Source organism: Alteriqipengyuania abyssalis (genome assembly GCF_019857185.1).
GTDB lineage: Bacteria > Pseudomonadota > Alphaproteobacteria > Sphingomonadales > Sphingomonadaceae > Alteriqipengyuania > Alteriqipengyuania abyssalis.
In genome coordinates this window covers 746,445-760,713 of record NZ_JAHWXP010000002.1, presented here as the reverse complement: position 1 = coordinate 760,713, position 14,269 = coordinate 746,445, and the positions used below count along the sequence as shown (strand labels likewise).

Genomic DNA, 14,269 nt, shown 5'->3' with positions numbered 1-14,269 from the left:
CCGTTCGCGTGTCTGGATCAGAAGCCCCAGATCAGCGAAGCGGTGATCGCACGCGGCGGGCCAATGTTCACGAACTCGCCGCTGGTGGTCAGGCCGGTCGAAGCCGAACCGACATAAACCTCGTCGAACAGGTTCGTGACGTTCACCTGGAAGTAGGCCTTCTCGAGATCCTCGTTGAAGGTGCCCAGCGGCAGGCGGACGTCGATATCGGCCACGGTGTAACCCGGCAGGGTGATCGTGTTGATATCGTTCAGGTAACGATCGCCGGTCCGCTTGACCTGGAAACCGATCTCGACCGGGCCGAGGTTACCCTGGGCGCGCGCACCGATGGTGTATTCCGGAATGCCTGCTTCACGCTTGCCGGCGGTCGGAGCGAAGGTGGTCGCACCGGTCTGCACGTCGTCCTTGATGTCGGAGGCGACATAGGAACCCCAGACATACAGCGACAGCGCACGGATCGGCTGCCACGCGATGCTGCCGTCCACACCGTACTTGTCGACCTGACCCAGGTTGCGGGTGATGGTCCGATCGAGGATCGGATCATAGGCCGACTTCAGACGGTCCTGGTAGCGGCTGAACCAGCCCGAAAGCTGCGCCTGGACCGTGCGGGTCTGGTAGCGAACGCCCAGATCGAACGCGTCCGAGGTTTCCGGAGCCGGAGCCACGCCGACGTAGAGCGAACCGTACAGGTCATCCGTGCCGGGAACCGAGAGGTTCTTGGCGTAGCTGGCGAAGACGCTGGCTTCCGGGGTGAAGTTGTAGGTCAGCCCGACGTTCGGGAGCAGCTTGTTGTAGTCGTACTTGACCGAGGTCGGTGCGACGGCGTTGGGGTTCGCAGCCAGATAGGCGGTGATGTTCGCATCGCCGTTGATGCAGTTCACGTTGCCCGAAGCATCGGTGGTCACGCAGTACTGGTTGAGGTCGCGGGTGAAGAACGGCGCACGGACACCGACCTGGGCGACCAGATCGCCGAACTCGCCGCGATACTCCGCCGAAGCCTGATGCAGGGTCGCGAACGACTTGCGGTTACGCTTCTGCGGAGCAATCCCGCTGCTGTCGAGCAGCGGATCGTCGATCGGGAAGACGCTCACGGGTTCGCCATTGGTCAGCAGCGAACCGGAGGTGCCGGTCTGACGGTGACGCGCACGGTCGAAGGTGTAGGCGAGACGGATGCGCTGACCTTCGGCGATGTCGTAGATCAGGTTGGCGATCACGCCGTACCGGTTCGTCTGCGTGTTGCTGGGCGAGCCGATCGTGACGTAATCCAGCGTGTCGCCGTCGCCGTTCAGGTCCGTACCACCGAAGTAGTAGTACTGGGTCGAACGGGTGCTGCGCTGCGGGTTGCGCGGATCGGTGCGGTAGATGCCGCCGGTGAAGCCGTCGGGCGAGAAGCCTTCGTAGCCGATCGAGGTGCCGCCGCCATTTGCCTTCACGTACTGGAAGCTCGGGTCGACGGTCAGCGTCAGGCTGTCGCTGAGCGTGAAGCGCGAGTTCAGGCGGATGTTGGCGGTGTTCGAGGGGTTGTAACGACGCTCGAACGGGGTGCCGCAGTCGTTGTACTCGTCCTGGACGCCCGGGGTGGCCGGGGCCAGCGTGCAGGGCGTGCCGTCGGACAGCTCGTAGAAGCGGTCTTCGGGGTCGGTGATCGCATAGCCGTCGGCACCGCTGAACCGCGCGGGCGAGCCGTTGAAGTTGTTGCGGTTGATATTGTAGTGGCCGGCGAGCGAGATGAAGTCGCCGTTCACGCCGATCGGCTGGAAGATCTTGGCGTTGTACTGCTGCTTGTCGACGCCGCCGTAGTTCGAGAACACCGAGTCGTTCTCGGTCCGCGAAGCGGTGACGTAGGCGCGCAGGCCGCCCGAGGTGATGTTGCCGGTTTCGAGCTTGGCGAAGCCGCGATACATCATGCGGTCGCCCGGGTTACCGCGCGCGATGATGTTGCCGTAGGTGATGCTGGTCATCACGCCGAACTCTTCGTCCGGGTTCTTCGAACGGATGTTGATCGTGCCGCCGGCGGCCGATGCGGTCGGGCTGTCGACGTCGGTCGAGCCGAGCGTGACGGTCGCGTACTCGATGATTTCCGGATCGAGCATCTGGTTGGTGTAGAGCGCGTAGTTGCCCGAGTCGTTCAGCGGAATGCCGTCGAACGTCTGCGAGATACGGTCGGACGAGAACCCGCGGATGGTGAAGCTGCCACCGAGCGAACCGAACGGGTCGTTGTTGGTGAAGCTGACGCCGGGGACGAGGTTCAGCGTGTCGTTGATCGTCTGGCCGGGAGTCTGACGACGGATCAGTTCCGAGTCGACCTGGACCTTGGCCTTGGGCGAATCGGGAATGTCGATGCCGGCGACGTCGGTCGAACGGGCGCCGCTGACGATGATGACGTTTTCATCATCGAAGTCGACCGAGCCGGTCGACTGGGCATAGGCCGGGGCCGAGGCCGCGGCGGTGAGGCCGACAACACTGGTTGCCAGCAGATATTTGAGCTTCATGGAAGGTTCCTTTGAGGACGCTCTGGACGGGAATCGCAAATGCTACGGGCCGACCCCCAGGGCCGGTCGAGCGCCCCCTAACGCCAAATTTGTGACAGGCAAATTACGCCCCGGGGGTTGCGAGCCCCTTGCGCCACTAGTGGCACCCAAGCACTTGAGAAAAATGGATTTTTAAGTGTTGCCGCAGCGCAACATACGGGAGATTAATGTGATTGTCACATTATGACGCCCGCGAAACGCCGATTTCAGGCCAGTTTGATCTCGCGCAGACGCTGCATCAGGAAATCATGCGCCAGAATCGGTTCCGGCGCGGACGCCTCCTCCCCCTGCGCGATGCACGAGGGCAGCGGATCGATCAGGTAGTCCGGGCGGAAGTGGAGGAAGAAGGGCATCGAATAGCGCGCCCTGCGCACCGCATCGCCGCGCGGATTGACCACCCGGTGCGTGGTCGAGCGCAGGCGGCCATTGGTCAGCCGTTCCAGCATATCGCCGATATTGACCGCCAGCGCGCCCGCCGGGGGGCTGACCGCGAGCCACTCGCCCTTCTTGGTCAGCAGTTCCAGCCCTGCCTCTTCCGCGCCCAGCAGCATGGTGATCGCGTTGATATCGCCGTGCGGCGCCGCGCGGATCGCGCCATCGGGTGCATCCTCGGGCAGTGGCGGATAGCGCAGCAGGCGCAGGACCGAATTGCCATCCTCTATCGCGGGATCGAAGAAGCGCGGGTCTTCACCCAAGTGGATCGCGATCGCGGAGAGCACGCGCCGCCCGCTCGCCTCCAGCGCGAGGTAAAGCTCGCGCATGGTCGCCTCGTACTCGGGCACCTCGGCGGGCCACACATTGGGCTCCATGAACTGGGCCAGTGGGTGGTCGGCAGGCAGATCGCGGCCGACGTGCCAGAATTCCTTGAGGTCGAAGACCTCGGCATCCTTGGCCTGTTCCTGGCCGAACGGAGTGTAGCCGCGCGCGCCTCCGATCCCTTCGATCTTGTAGGAGCGCTTGGTCTCTTCCGGCAGGGCGAAGAAGGCGCGGCTCGCCTCTTCGGCGCGGGCGATCAAATCGTCCGGCACGCCATGATCTCGCACGATGGCGAAACCATATTCGGCGAAGCTCTCGCCCAGATCGCGGGCGATGTCTTCGAGCGGACGGTCGAGCGAGACGGATGCGATAGTCGACATTGGTAACCTTCTAGGCGGGCAGGAAGAGCCCGGCCAGCGCCGCGCTCATCAAATTGGCGAGTGACCCGGCAAGCAGGGCGCGCACGCCGAGTTTGGCGATCACCGGCCGCTGGTTGGGCGCCAGCCCGCCGGTCACCGCCATCTGGATCGCGATCGAGCTGAAATTGGCGAAGCCGCACAGCGCGAAGGTGATGATCGCGCGGGTCCGCTCCGAAATATCGGCGGCACCGATCTGGCCGAGGTCGATGAAGGCGACGAATTCGTTAAGCACGATCTTGGTGCCGAACAGGCCACCTGCGACGCCCGCGTCTTCCCACGGCACGCCGATCAGGAACATGATCGGCGCAAAGATGTAGCCGAGCAGCTGCTGGAACGAGAGGTCGGGATAGCCGAACCACATGCCGACCCAGCCAAGCACGCCGTTGGCCAGCGCGACCAGCGCCACGAACGCCAGCAGCATCGCGCCGACCGCGACCGCCAGCTTGACCCCGGTCTGCGCACCCTGGGCCGCAGCCTCGATCACGTTGGCGGGCCGCTCGCCTTCCTCGAAGGTGTCGGTGGCCTCCACCTCGTGCGTCTCGCGTCGCTCGGTAATGGCGGCGGGCCCTTCGGCGCTGATCCGGCCGCGCGGCAGGTTCAGCTCGCCTTCGGCCTCGGGCGAGGCTTCGTCGACATCGGGCATGATGATCTTGGCCATCAGGATGCCGCCGGGCGCGGACATGAAGGCGGCGGCGAGCAGGAAGGGCAGGTATTCGTTGCCCAGCAGCCCGGCATAGGCGGCGAGGATGGTGCCCGCGACGCCCGCCATGCCCACGGTCATCAGCGTGAACAGCCGACTGGGGGCGAGCGCGGCGAGATAGGGCCGCACCACCAGCGGGCTTTCCGACTGGCCGACGAAGATGTTGGCCGCCGAACCCAGCGCCTCGACCTTGCTGATCCCGGTGAGGAAGCCGATCGCCCCGCCCAGCCAGCGCACGACCACCTGCATGATGCCGAGGTGATAGAGGATCGAAACCAGCGCGGCGAAGAACACGATCACCGGCAGCGCGCCCAGCGCAAAGGTGTTCTGCAGCGGGTTGTCCGCCCCGAACAGGAAGGCGGTACCCGCATCGGCGTAGGAAAGCAGCGCGGCAACCCCGGCGCTCATCTCGCGGATCACCATCCGCCCGCCCGAGGTTCGCAGGATCAGAAAGGCCAGCAGTGCCTGCAGCGCAAAGGCCGAGACGACGACCCGCAACCGGATCTTGCGTTTGGCGTTGGAGAGCAGGAAGGCGAAGGCAAGGATCGCAACGATCCCAAGCAGGCTGGCAAGCACTGGCGGCATATTTGGCTTTCGGGTCGTCTGCGGGAAGAAGTCGCCCCTTCGCCTGTTCGGCGGAGGTAGTCAATTCGTGCGGTGACAACAGGTTCCCGCCGTCATCCCTTTTCTTTTGCCCGCGCCGATCATAAGCGGAGGCGGATGGATCACACAGCACCTGCGCCGGCCCCGGCGATTCCCCGCCCGCTTTTCGTCTATGCGCTGCTTTACGGCGGGATGACGGTGCTGGCGGGCGTGCTCGGCTTCAAGCAGATCGCGCTGCCGCTGGGCTTCACCACGCTGGCGGTCGAGTCGGGGATTTTCGCGTTCCTGATGCTGGTCGCGATTTCCAGCGCGATTTCCCAACTTTACGGGCGCGGCATGGCGAACCGGCTGGTGCTATGGGGATTCGCCCCGCTCGGCCTGTCGATCCTGCTGATCCAGCTGGTCCTCGCCTTTCCGCCCAGCCCGCAGATGCCGCCGGAAAACCTCGCAGCCTTCGAAACCGTGCTCAGCCAGACCGGGCGAATCATGATCGCCGGTCCGATCGCCTATGGCGTCTCGCTGCTGCTCAACGTCTGGCTGTTCGAGAAACTGCGCGGCGACGGAGCCAATGAGAATGGGGGCGGCGGCTTCTGGATGATGCTGCGCGGCGGGCTTGCCTCGGCGGTCAGCCAGGCGGTCGACACGCTGATCTTCATCACAGTCGCGTTCTACGGCCAGTTCGACATCGTGCCGCTGCTGATCGGTCAGGCGATTGCCAAGGTCGTGCTCAGCTTCGTGCTGGTGCCGCTGATCATCTGGGTGCTGGTCCGCTTCGCCAGAGAGGGCTGACGCAGCTGCGTCGGGTCAGGCGCCCAGCGCCTCGACGAAATTCTCGCGCCAGCGCTCGACATTGGCGGTCTTGACCACCTCGTTGAGCTTTTCCCAGCGCGCTTTGCGCTCTTCGAGCGGCATGTCGATCGCGGTGCGGATCGCCTCGCTGGTTTCTTCCATGCTGTAGGGATTGATCATCAGCGCGCCCTCTCCATCGAGCTCGAGCTGCTCGGCCGCGCCCGCAAAGCGGGACAGGACGAGCACGCCGGGGTCCTCCGGGTCCTGCGCGGCGATGTATTCCTTCGCCACCAGATTCATCCCGTCGCGCAGAGGCGTGACCAGCCCGACATGGGCGGAACGGTAGATGCCGAACAGTTCCTGCCGCGAATAGCCGCGGTTGACGTAGCGGATCGGGACCATGTCGACCTCCGACCGCTCGCCGTTTATCTGCCCCGCCTTCTGTTCGAGCGTGTTGCGGATTTTCTGATAGCTGGCGACATCCTGGCGCGAGGGCGGCGCGACCTGAACGTAGAGCGTCTCCTTCACCCGCTCGGGATAGGTATCGAAGAAGCGCCCCAGCGCATCGAAGCGTTCGGGCAGGCCCTTGGAATAGTCCAGCCGGTCGACCCCGATGATGACCTTGCGATAGCGCGAGCTCGAGCGCATTCGCTGCTCCGCCTGCCGCGCATCGCCGGTCTGCCCGCCTTCAAGAAATTCGTCGTAGTCGAGCCCGATCGGGAAAGCGGCGACCTTCACCGATCGTCCGTCGAAGGTCACCGTGCCATCTTCGGAAACCTCCGCCTGCAATTCCTTGCGGCAATAGCCGAGGAAGCTGTCGACCGATTCCTCGTCCTGAAACCCGATCAGGTCGTAGGCCAGCATGGTGCGCACCAGCCGCTCGTGGAACGGCAGCGCGACCAGAAGATTGCGGGGCGGCCAGGGGATATGGAGGAAAAACCCGATCCGGTTCTTGTTGCCTCGCGTGCGCAGCCGCTCGCCCAGCGGGATCAGGTGATAGTCGTGCACCCACACGGTGTCTTCGGGATCGATCAGCGGGCCAAGACTGTCGGCGAAGCGCTGGTTGACCCGCTCGTACCCCTTTCCGAAGCCGGATTCGTATTCGGCCAGATCGATCCGGTAGTGGAACAGCGGCCACAGCGTACGATTGGCGTAGCCGTTGTAATATTCGTCGACGTCCTGCGGTTCGAGGTCGATCGTCGCGGTGGTCACCCCGTGGTTCTTCTGCATGTCGAGATGGCCGGAGAAGGTCTGGGTTTCCTTGCCGGACCAGCCGAACCAGATCCCGCGTCTCTCGCGCAGCGCCGATCCCAGCGCGACCGCCAGCCCGCCCTGAGATCCGGCGGCGCCCCGCGCCTTGGGTACGGATACTCGGTTCGAGACGACGATCAGGCGGCTCATCTTATGAAGCTCCATGGTCTGGAAAGAAGGGTGGCACAGTTGATGATACCCACCAGAGAGTATGTCTGGGGGAAGTTGCCCCAAAGTTCTCCATTGTTAAAATCGAGGTCTTCGGAAAGCAGGCCCGACCTGGTTCGGTGTGACAGCATGGTTTCGAACAGCGCCCGCGCCTCGGTTTCGCGGCCTGCCAGGTGGAGCGCTTCCATCAGCCAGAAGGTGCAGATGTTGAACGCGGTCTCGGGCAGGCCGAAATCGTCCTCCGCATCGTAGCGCAGCATGTGCTCGCCACGTCGCAGCCCCTTCTCGATCGCGGCGAAGGTCTTCTGAAAACGTTCGTCCTCTGGCTTGAGGAAGCCGAGGTCGATCATCTGCAGCAGGCTCGCATCGAGATGACTGCCTCCCAGCGCGGAGGCGTAGTGCTGCCCTTCCTCGTGCCAGGCATCTTCCTCGATGCGCGCGCGGATTTTCGCTGCCCGGTCGCGCCAGAATTCACACTTGTCGATCAATCCGAGCCGTTCTGCGACGGTCGCGATGCGCCCGCATGCGGCCCAGCTCATCAGCACCGAATAGGTGTGGACCTCCTGCCGGGTGCGGAACTCCCACAGGCCTGCATCGGGCTGGTCGTGCATCTTCCACGCCATCTCGCCGACCTGCTCGAGGCTGTCGAAATCCGCCTCTCCCGCCAGGCGATAGAGGCGCTGGTCGAAGAAGGCCTGCACCGTGGGCAGCACGATCTGGCCATAGGCGTCGTGCTGAACCTGGCTGAAGGCGGCATTGCCTTTGCGGACCGGGCCCATGCCGCGATAGCCCGCCAGATGCTGCGCGAAGCTCTCGGTCAGCTCGGGCTCGCCCATCACCGAATAGAGCGGCTGGACCGCGCCGCCTTTCGCATTGTCGACGATGTTGCGCAGGTAAGCGAGGTACTTCTCCAGCACGTCGAGCGCGCCGAGGCGATTGAGCGCCTGCACGGTATAATAGGCATCGCGAATCCAGCAGTAGCGATAGTCCCAGTTGCGCTCGCTGCCCGGCGCTTCGGGAATGGACGTGGTCAGCGCGGCGACGATAGCGCCGGTTTCCTCGTGCTGGCAGATCTTCAGCGTGATCGCGGCGCGGATAACCGCCTCCTGCCATTCCATCGGCGTCGCCAGCCCGCGGACCCAGTGGCGCCAATAATGGTCGGTCAGCTCAAGCATGGTCTCCGTCTCACGCCCGACATTGCCGCCGAACGGCTCGTCCGGGCCGAGGAAGAAGTGCAGGTCGCTCTCCAGCCGGAACGTGCGCTTTTCGAGCACGTAGCCGACCGGCGCATCGGTGGTCATGCGCAGCGCCTGCTGGCCGACCAGATAGCGGACGTGATTGGTGCCGTTGGTGGTCTCGGCGACTGCCTCGCCATAGTTCTTCATCGGCGTGCAGTTGACCGTGATGCGCGGCGTGCCCGCCACGGGCCGCACGATCCGCACGAAGGCGACCGGGCGGTACATCCGGCCCGAGCGGCGAAACCGCGGGGCGAAATCGATGATCTCGATCGCGCTGCCGTCTTCCGCCTCGAGCCGGGTCTTCAGCACCGCCGTGTTGCGCTGGTACTGCTGGGTCGATCTGGCAAAGCCTTCGAGCTCGATCCGCCACACGCCCTCGTGCTGCCGCTCTCCATTGAGCAGCGCGCAGAACACCGGGTCGCCATCGACCCGCGGCACGCATCCCCACACCAGTCCGCCAGTCTCGTCGATCAATCCGGTGACCTGGCAATTGCCGACCGGCCAGAGTTCGAGCGAACTGTGGGTAGGTGTTTGTATCATGCAAGCTCCAGCCATTGGTGCACCGCCTCGACGCCCGGCAGACGATATCGGGCGGCGGTTTCTCGTGGTTCTCCCACAAGCACACCGAACCCGCCTAGTTCCTGCGCGGCGCGAAACCCGTCTTCATCGGTGGTATCGTCGCCGAGGAAGACAGGGGTGCCTCCTGCAAACGGCGGATCGCCCATGATCGCCCGCAGACCGACGCCCTTGTCGCTATCCGTGGTCGCCAGTTCGACCACCATCTTCCCCTCGCGCACATGCAGGCCGTGCTGGCGCGCAAGGTCCTGCGCGAAGGCGCGGATATCGTCCCTTCGATCGGGGCAGTCGCGATAGTGCAGCCCCAGCCCCAGCGTCTTGCGCTCCAGCAGCAGGCCGTGGGTGGAGCGCTCGAATGCGCGGGCCGCATCCCATGCTTCGTCATGGAGCGAGGGCGGCGCGTGTTCGCTGACCGGCGAGCCGTCCGGGCTCGTCACCTCGGCCCCGTGCGAGCCGCTCATCACGATCGCGCAGTGCGGCAGGTATTTGCGCAGATCGGCGATATGGCGGCCCGAGACCAGCGCCAGCCGCCCGTCCAGCTCCCTCGCCTTGCGTTCGAGCGCGGAGGCCAGATGCCCGGGTACGTCGATCGCATCGGGGCTATCGGCCAGTTCGACCAGCGTGCCGTCGAAGTCGAGAAACAGCGCCGGGCTGGAAATCGCTGTCAGATCCGGAGGCGGGGCGAGATCGGCTGCGGCCATGCCCACAGACATAGGGGCAACCAATGCTGCAGTGCAAACTGTTCGTCCCGAAGGCCCCCTAACGCACCCGGGCGCGCGGCTATTCGACCTGAGAAACCATCGCCAACCGCGCTTTCTTCAGCGCATCGGCCTTCAGCTGGTGGACGCGCGGCACACTGACGCCGAGCACGGCGGCGATCTCGTTGAGGTTTAGTTCCTCGATGAAATAGAGCTTGAGAACCAGCTGCAGGCGTTCGGGCAGAGCGCCGATCGCCTGCGCGAGCACGCCGCTATCCTCGCTGGCAAGCAGGTTGGCTTCGGGATCGGGCCGGTGGTCGCTGAAGGCGGTATCGCTGTCCGAATAGCACTCGTCGATCGAGGTCGCGCTGGTCGAGGCGGCAAGGCGCATCGATTCGTAGCGGTCGAGCGGCATTTCCATCGCCTGCGCCATTTCCGCCGCATTGGGCGCGCGACCCAGCTCGGTCCGCAATGTCTGTTCGGCGACATCGCGCTTGCGGGTCCATGCCGCGGCACTGCGCGGGCGGTGCGACTGGCCGCGCAGCAGGTCGACCATCGCGCCGCGCACGCGCATCTTGGCATAGGCGGCAAAGCCATCGTCGCTCGGCCGGTCGTGGCGCTGCGCAGCCTCGGTCAGCGCCATCATCCCGACCTGCATCAGGTCGTCGACGTCGACCGTCGCGCTGCCATGCCCCTCGTAATACCACGCGAGCTTGCGCACGAGCGGGAGGAACTGCGTCACCTTCTCCTGCACGGTGGAGCTATAGGCATGGCGGACGGCGAAAAGGGCTTGGTCGTGCTTCATGCGGCAAGTGCCTCTTGCGGCTGCATGTGCTGGGTCTGGTCGGGCGGCGGCAATTGCGGCTGCTGCGGTGCCGCCTCGGCATCGTCACCGATGACGGCGATCACCTCGATCGGCTGCGCAGCAGGCAGTTCGTTGATCGAGAGGACCAGCAGCCCCGGCGCACGCAGCTTGAGCAGGCTGGCGAGCGCGCGGCGGGCGCGCGGCTGGACCACCAGGGCCGGGGTCAGCGCGCCTTGCGGGCGGGAATTGAGCAGCGCCGAAATCCGCTCGCCGATCGAGCGGGCGAGATCGGGCTCGATCACGATCTCGCCCGTGGTCGGGTCCTGCATTCCGCCCACGACCATCTCCTCCAGCCGCGCGGCGAGGGTCAGCACGGGCAGACGCTCGTCCGGGCCGCAGATCGTGCCGACCAGCATCGAGCCGAGATCCGCGCGCATCAGCTCGACGATCTGCGCCGGGTCGTTCGTCCGCTGCGCGGCCTGCGACAGGCTGGAGAACACGCGCACCGAATGGGTGAGCGAGATGCCGTCCGCCAGCAGCGCCTTGAGGACCGCGGTGATCGCAGCGAGCGAGAGCGGCTGCGGAGTGATCGTGTCGATCAGCTGCGCATGGCGTTCGCGCAGCAGGTCGAGCAGTTCGCGCACCTGGTCCGGCCCCAGCAGCTCGGCCGCGCGGCCTGCCAGCAGCTGGTGGACCTGCGTGGCGATGACGCTTTCCGGGTCGACCACCAGATAACCTTCGGCCACCGCGAGATCGCGCGAACCCTCATCGATCCACTTGGCATCGCAGCCGAAGCTCGGGTCCTTGGTGGGTTCGCCTGCGAGGACATGCGAATCGAGCACCTCGCCGGTGTCGATCGCGAGCAGCTTGCCGCTGCGCAGCGTGCCCGAACCGACCGGCGCTCCGCCGAGCATAATCCGGTACTGGTCGGGCGCGATGTCGAAGCTGTCGGCGATGCGGAACTGCGGGACGACGAAACCGAAGGCCTGGCACATCTGCTTGCGCAGGCCCGTGAGGCGGGCGACCAGCGGCGCGCCTTTCCTGTCGTCGGCCAGCTGGACGAGGCCGTAGCCGAGCTGGATCGTGACCAGCGTCTGGTCCGACACCTCGCCAATGGTGATCCGCGAGGGATCGGGCTTTTCCTCGGGCTCGGGAACGATGATCGCCGCGGCGATCTCGCGCTTCTTGAGCCCGCGCCACAGCAGCAGCGCGCCTCCCGCCAGCGGCAGGAAGATCATCTGCGGCATCGCAGGAATGCAACCGATCGCGCCCAGGATCACGCCGACCGGCAGCCAGATCTTGGAATCGGCCAGCTGGCCGCCGATCTGGCCGGTCAGGTCGCGGGTGTCGGACACGCGGGTGACGATCACCGCGGCGGCGATCGACAGCAGCAGCGCGGGGATCGATGCGACCAGCGCATCGCCCACCGCCAGCGTGACGTAGAGCGATCCGGCCTCGCCCGCGCTCAGCCCGTGGCTCGCCATGCCCAGCACCAGGCCGGCGATGACGTTGACGAACAGGATCAGCAGCGCGGCGATCGCATCGCCCTTCACAAACTTGCTGGCACCATCCATCGAGCCGTAGAAATCGGCCTCGGTCGCGATTTCGCGGCGGCGGGCCTTGGCTTCCTCGGCGGTCATCAGCCCGGCGGCGAGATCGGCGTCGATCGCCATCTGCTTGCCCGGCAGGGCGTCGAGGGTGAAGCGCGCGGTCACTTCGGACACGCGGCCCGCGCCCTTGGTCACCACCACCATGTTGATGATGGTCAGGATGATGAACACGATCAGCCCGACCGCGAAATTGCCGCCGATCAGGAATTCGCCGAAGGCCTCGATCACCTTGCCCGCCGCCGCGCCGCCCTCGTGCCCGTTGAGCAGCACGATGCGGGTCGATGCGACGTTCAATGCGAGGCGCATCAGCGTGGCAAACAGCAGGACCGAGGGGAAGGACGAGAAGTCGAGCGGCTTTTGCGCATTCATCGCCGCCATCAGGATCGAGACCGACAGCGCGATATTGAGCACGAAAAACAGGTCGAGCATCAGCGACGGGATCGGCACGACCATCAGCAGGATGATCGCGAGAATCCCGGCGGGAAGCGCGAGCGCGGGCGAGATGAAGCCAGGCAGCTTCACAGGCCGAGCGCCGCGAATTTGGAGTAGGCTTCATCGATCCGGGCACGCGCGCGTCCGCCCACACCGCCCGAATCACTGCCCCTGAAGGTGGAGCGCAACGTCTCCGCCATGGACGGGCGCGTCTGTGGGCCATCGGTTGCGGCGATCGCCACCGCGCGCGCGCTGCGCCCCGGCATCATCGCGGTGCTGGCGTAGCGCGCCTGGGCGAATTCCTGCGACAGGCCGCCGGTCGCGGGGACGGTGCCGGGTGTGAACGGCATCGCGCCGCCCTGGTCCATCGCGTTGGCGACCTTGGTCTGCAGCAGGCTCATCACCTCGGCGACCGAGCGCGGACGGCCCCGGTCGTAGAAGATCGGGCGGTTGGCGGCGGCGGCCTTGGGCATCAGTGCCGGGGCCGACTGGCCCGCATCGGTGCGATAGGCGTTGAGGAAGGTCTGCGCCCCGCCGAGGCCGAGGAAGTGGGCGAGATAGAGCTCGGCAGGTTCGGGCTCGCGGCCCAGCACGCCGCGCAGGCCGTCGGTATTCTCGCGCGCCAGCTCGGCCGCCATCAGCGCGGAGGTATCAGCATCGTAACGCAGCGAGAGCAGCTGTGCGCGGGTGCCCGCATCGGACACGCCGCCGCGCGGGTCGATCCGGTCGCTGGCCCAGGCATAACCGTATTTGGAGCCGTGCCGGTCCATCGTGCGCAACCAGGTGGAATCGATGAACTGGTACAGGCCCGTGGCGCTGGAGGTGCGCGCCTTGGCATCAGGGTCCAATCCGGATTCGAGCCGCGCCTGCGCCAGCAGGTAATCGAAATCGACCCCGGTCTTCTCGGATGCACGCGCAATCGCGGTTCGCACGTCCGCCGAGCGTGTCGGAGCGGCAGGCGCTTGCGCGGGGCTTGCGGCAGGTACTGGACTTGCGGTGGGCACTGGACCTCCGGAACTGAACTTCCGAAGGTACTAAGCAATCTTCGTGCCAGTTAAGGTCCGGGCGGCAGCCCCTGAGTCAGTAAGACAGCCCGGCGGGGCGCTCGATCCCGCCATTATAGGTGCCCGCAACGCCCGCCATCGCGTCGATCCGCGCCTGGACATTGGTGGCAATAAGGTTGCGCAGACGGCGGTTGATCGTGTTCAGCCGGCGCACCGCGTCGAGCAGGCCGAGACATTCCTCGTCCAGATCTTCCGGGCGCACTTCATCGAGCCGCGCGCAGAGATTCATCTTGTCGTTCGAACAATTGTTGATCCGGTCGATATCGAGGGCGGCAAGAGCCTGCCGCTCGCCTTCGAGGAGGGCAAGCATTTGCCGCAAGGCAGTACGCGTCGTCATCCCGGGTCTCTTACTCGCCGCTATTCTGGAACAGGCCGGAGGCGATGATGCCCTCGGCAATCTCGGTCGGGACCAGCGGATAGGCACCGCTTTCGATCGCGCCGCGAATCCGTGCCACGCGATCGCTGTCGACCGGAGCGCTGTCGCCCGCGTCCGGCATCGAAACCGCGCTCATACCCTGCGTGCTGGCCGCCTGATCGGCCGTCTTTTGCGGAGCGGACACGCGCTCGACCGGCGCGACGCCGCGGCGCAAGCCAGCTGGTCCTCCGATGTTCGGCAATCCGAAATCTCG

At 65.5% G+C, this 14,269-nt stretch carries 12 protein-coding genes; 1 reads left to right on the top strand and 11 read right to left on the bottom strand.

Annotated elements, in window-relative coordinates; genetic code table 11:
• Positions 1–17: 17 nt before the first annotated feature.
• From KYN89_RS08840 to KYN89_RS08830, 3 genes are all read right to left on the bottom strand, one after another.
• Positions 18–2,492: a TonB-dependent receptor gene (locus tag KYN89_RS08840; RefSeq protein ID WP_222824712.1), complete on the bottom strand. Its 2,475-nt coding sequence runs from the start codon at positions 2,490–2,492 to the stop codon at positions 18–20.
• 245 nt (positions 2,493–2,737) lie between these two features.
• Positions 2,738–3,667 (bottom strand): isopenicillin N synthase family dioxygenase, encoded by a 930-nt coding sequence (locus tag KYN89_RS08835; RefSeq protein ID WP_222824711.1) that lies wholly within the window; start codon positions 3,665–3,667, stop codon positions 2,738–2,740.
• 10 nt (positions 3,668–3,677) lie between these two features.
• Complete coding sequence (locus KYN89_RS08830) at positions 3,678–4,991, bottom strand: NupC/NupG family nucleoside CNT transporter (protein WP_222824710.1); 1,314 nt, start codon at positions 4,989–4,991, stop codon at positions 3,678–3,680.
• A 135-nt stretch (positions 4,992–5,126) separates the two neighbouring features.
• Here KYN89_RS08830 and KYN89_RS08825 point away from each other — a divergent pair, with 135 nt between their 5' ends.
• On the top strand, positions 5,127–5,798 hold the full coding sequence (locus KYN89_RS08825) for a queuosine precursor transporter (RefSeq protein ID WP_222824709.1): 672 nt from the start codon (positions 5,127–5,129) through the stop codon (positions 5,796–5,798).
• 15 nt (positions 5,799–5,813) lie between these two features.
• Here the strand turns inward: KYN89_RS08825 and KYN89_RS08820 are convergent, their stop codons facing one another.
• The 8 genes from KYN89_RS08820 to KYN89_RS08785 all read right to left on the bottom strand — a co-directional run bounded on the left by KYN89_RS08820 (position 5,814) and on the right by KYN89_RS08785 (position 14,230).
• Entirely contained in the window at positions 5,814–7,199 is a 1,386-nt protein-coding gene (locus KYN89_RS08820) for an alpha,alpha-trehalose-phosphate synthase (UDP-forming) (RefSeq protein WP_222824708.1), read from the bottom strand.
• The gene (locus tag KYN89_RS08815; protein ID WP_222824707.1) at positions 7,196–8,995 is read right to left on the bottom strand and encodes a glycoside hydrolase family 15 protein; all 1,800 of its coding nucleotides are present in this window, start codon (positions 8,993–8,995) and stop codon (positions 7,196–7,198) included. Before KYN89_RS08815 ends, KYN89_RS08820 begins: the two co-directional genes overlap by 4 nt.
• Positions 8,992–9,732 carry a trehalose-phosphatase gene (gene otsB, locus KYN89_RS08810; RefSeq protein WP_222824706.1) on the bottom strand — a complete coding sequence of 247 codons (741 nt, stop codon included), beginning with the start codon at positions 9,730–9,732 and terminating at the stop codon, positions 8,992–8,994. The genes KYN89_RS08815 and otsB overlap by 4 nt, the downstream gene beginning before the upstream one ends.
• Before the next feature lie 79 nt (positions 9,733–9,811).
• On the bottom strand, positions 9,812–10,534 hold the full coding sequence (locus KYN89_RS08805) for a sigma-70 family RNA polymerase sigma factor (RefSeq protein ID WP_222824705.1): 723 nt from the start codon (positions 10,532–10,534) through the stop codon (positions 9,812–9,814).
• Positions 10,531–12,666 (bottom strand): flagellar biosynthesis protein FlhA, encoded by a 2,136-nt coding sequence (locus KYN89_RS08800; protein WP_222824704.1) that lies wholly within the window; start codon positions 12,664–12,666, stop codon positions 10,531–10,533. The genes KYN89_RS08805 and KYN89_RS08800 overlap by 4 nt, the downstream gene beginning before the upstream one ends.
• Entirely contained in the window at positions 12,663–13,508 is an 846-nt protein-coding gene (locus KYN89_RS08795) for a transglycosylase SLT domain-containing protein (RefSeq protein WP_222824703.1), read from the bottom strand. Before KYN89_RS08795 ends, KYN89_RS08800 begins: the two co-directional genes overlap by 4 nt.
• Positions 13,509–13,656: 148 nt before the next feature.
• Positions 13,657–13,977, bottom strand: a complete 321-nt coding sequence (locus tag KYN89_RS08790; RefSeq protein ID WP_226661269.1) for a hypothetical protein — start codon at positions 13,975–13,977, stop codon at positions 13,657–13,659.
• A gap of 10 nt (positions 13,978–13,987) precedes the next feature.
• Entirely contained in the window at positions 13,988–14,230 is a 243-nt protein-coding gene (locus KYN89_RS08785; RefSeq protein ID WP_222824702.1) for a flagellar biosynthesis anti-sigma factor FlgM, read from the bottom strand.
• Between the last annotated feature and the right edge of the window lie 39 nt (positions 14,231–14,269).

Bases quoted from the DNA above. Each gene is read 5' to 3' on its own strand.
- KYN89_RS08840 (WP_222824712.1), bottom strand. From the start codon at position 2,492: ATGAAGCTCAAATATCTGCTGGCAACCAGTGTTGTCGGCCTCACCGCC.
- KYN89_RS08835 (WP_222824711.1), bottom strand. From the start codon at position 3,667: ATGTCGACTATCGCATCCGTCTCGCTCGACCGTCCGCTCGAAGACATC.
- KYN89_RS08830 (WP_222824710.1), bottom strand. From the start codon at position 4,991: ATGCCGCCAGTGCTTGCCAGCCTGCTTGGGATCGTTGCGATCCTTGCC.
- KYN89_RS08825 (WP_222824709.1), top strand. From the start codon at position 5,127: ATGGATCACACAGCACCTGCGCCGGCCCCGGCGATTCCCCGCCCGCTT.
- KYN89_RS08820 (WP_222824708.1), bottom strand. From the start codon at position 7,199: ATGAGCCGCCTGATCGTCGTCTCGAACCGAGTATCCGTACCCAAGGCG.
- KYN89_RS08815 (WP_222824707.1), bottom strand. From the start codon at position 8,995: ATGATACAAACACCTACCCACAGTTCGCTCGAACTCTGGCCGGTCGGC.
- otsB (WP_222824706.1), bottom strand. From the start codon at position 9,732: ATGGCCGCAGCCGATCTCGCCCCGCCTCCGGATCTGACAGCGATTTCC.
- KYN89_RS08805 (WP_222824705.1), bottom strand. From the start codon at position 10,534: ATGAAGCACGACCAAGCCCTTTTCGCCGTCCGCCATGCCTATAGCTCC.
- KYN89_RS08790 (WP_226661269.1), bottom strand. From the start codon at position 13,977: ATGACGACGCGTACTGCCTTGCGGCAAATGCTTGCCCTCCTCGAAGGC.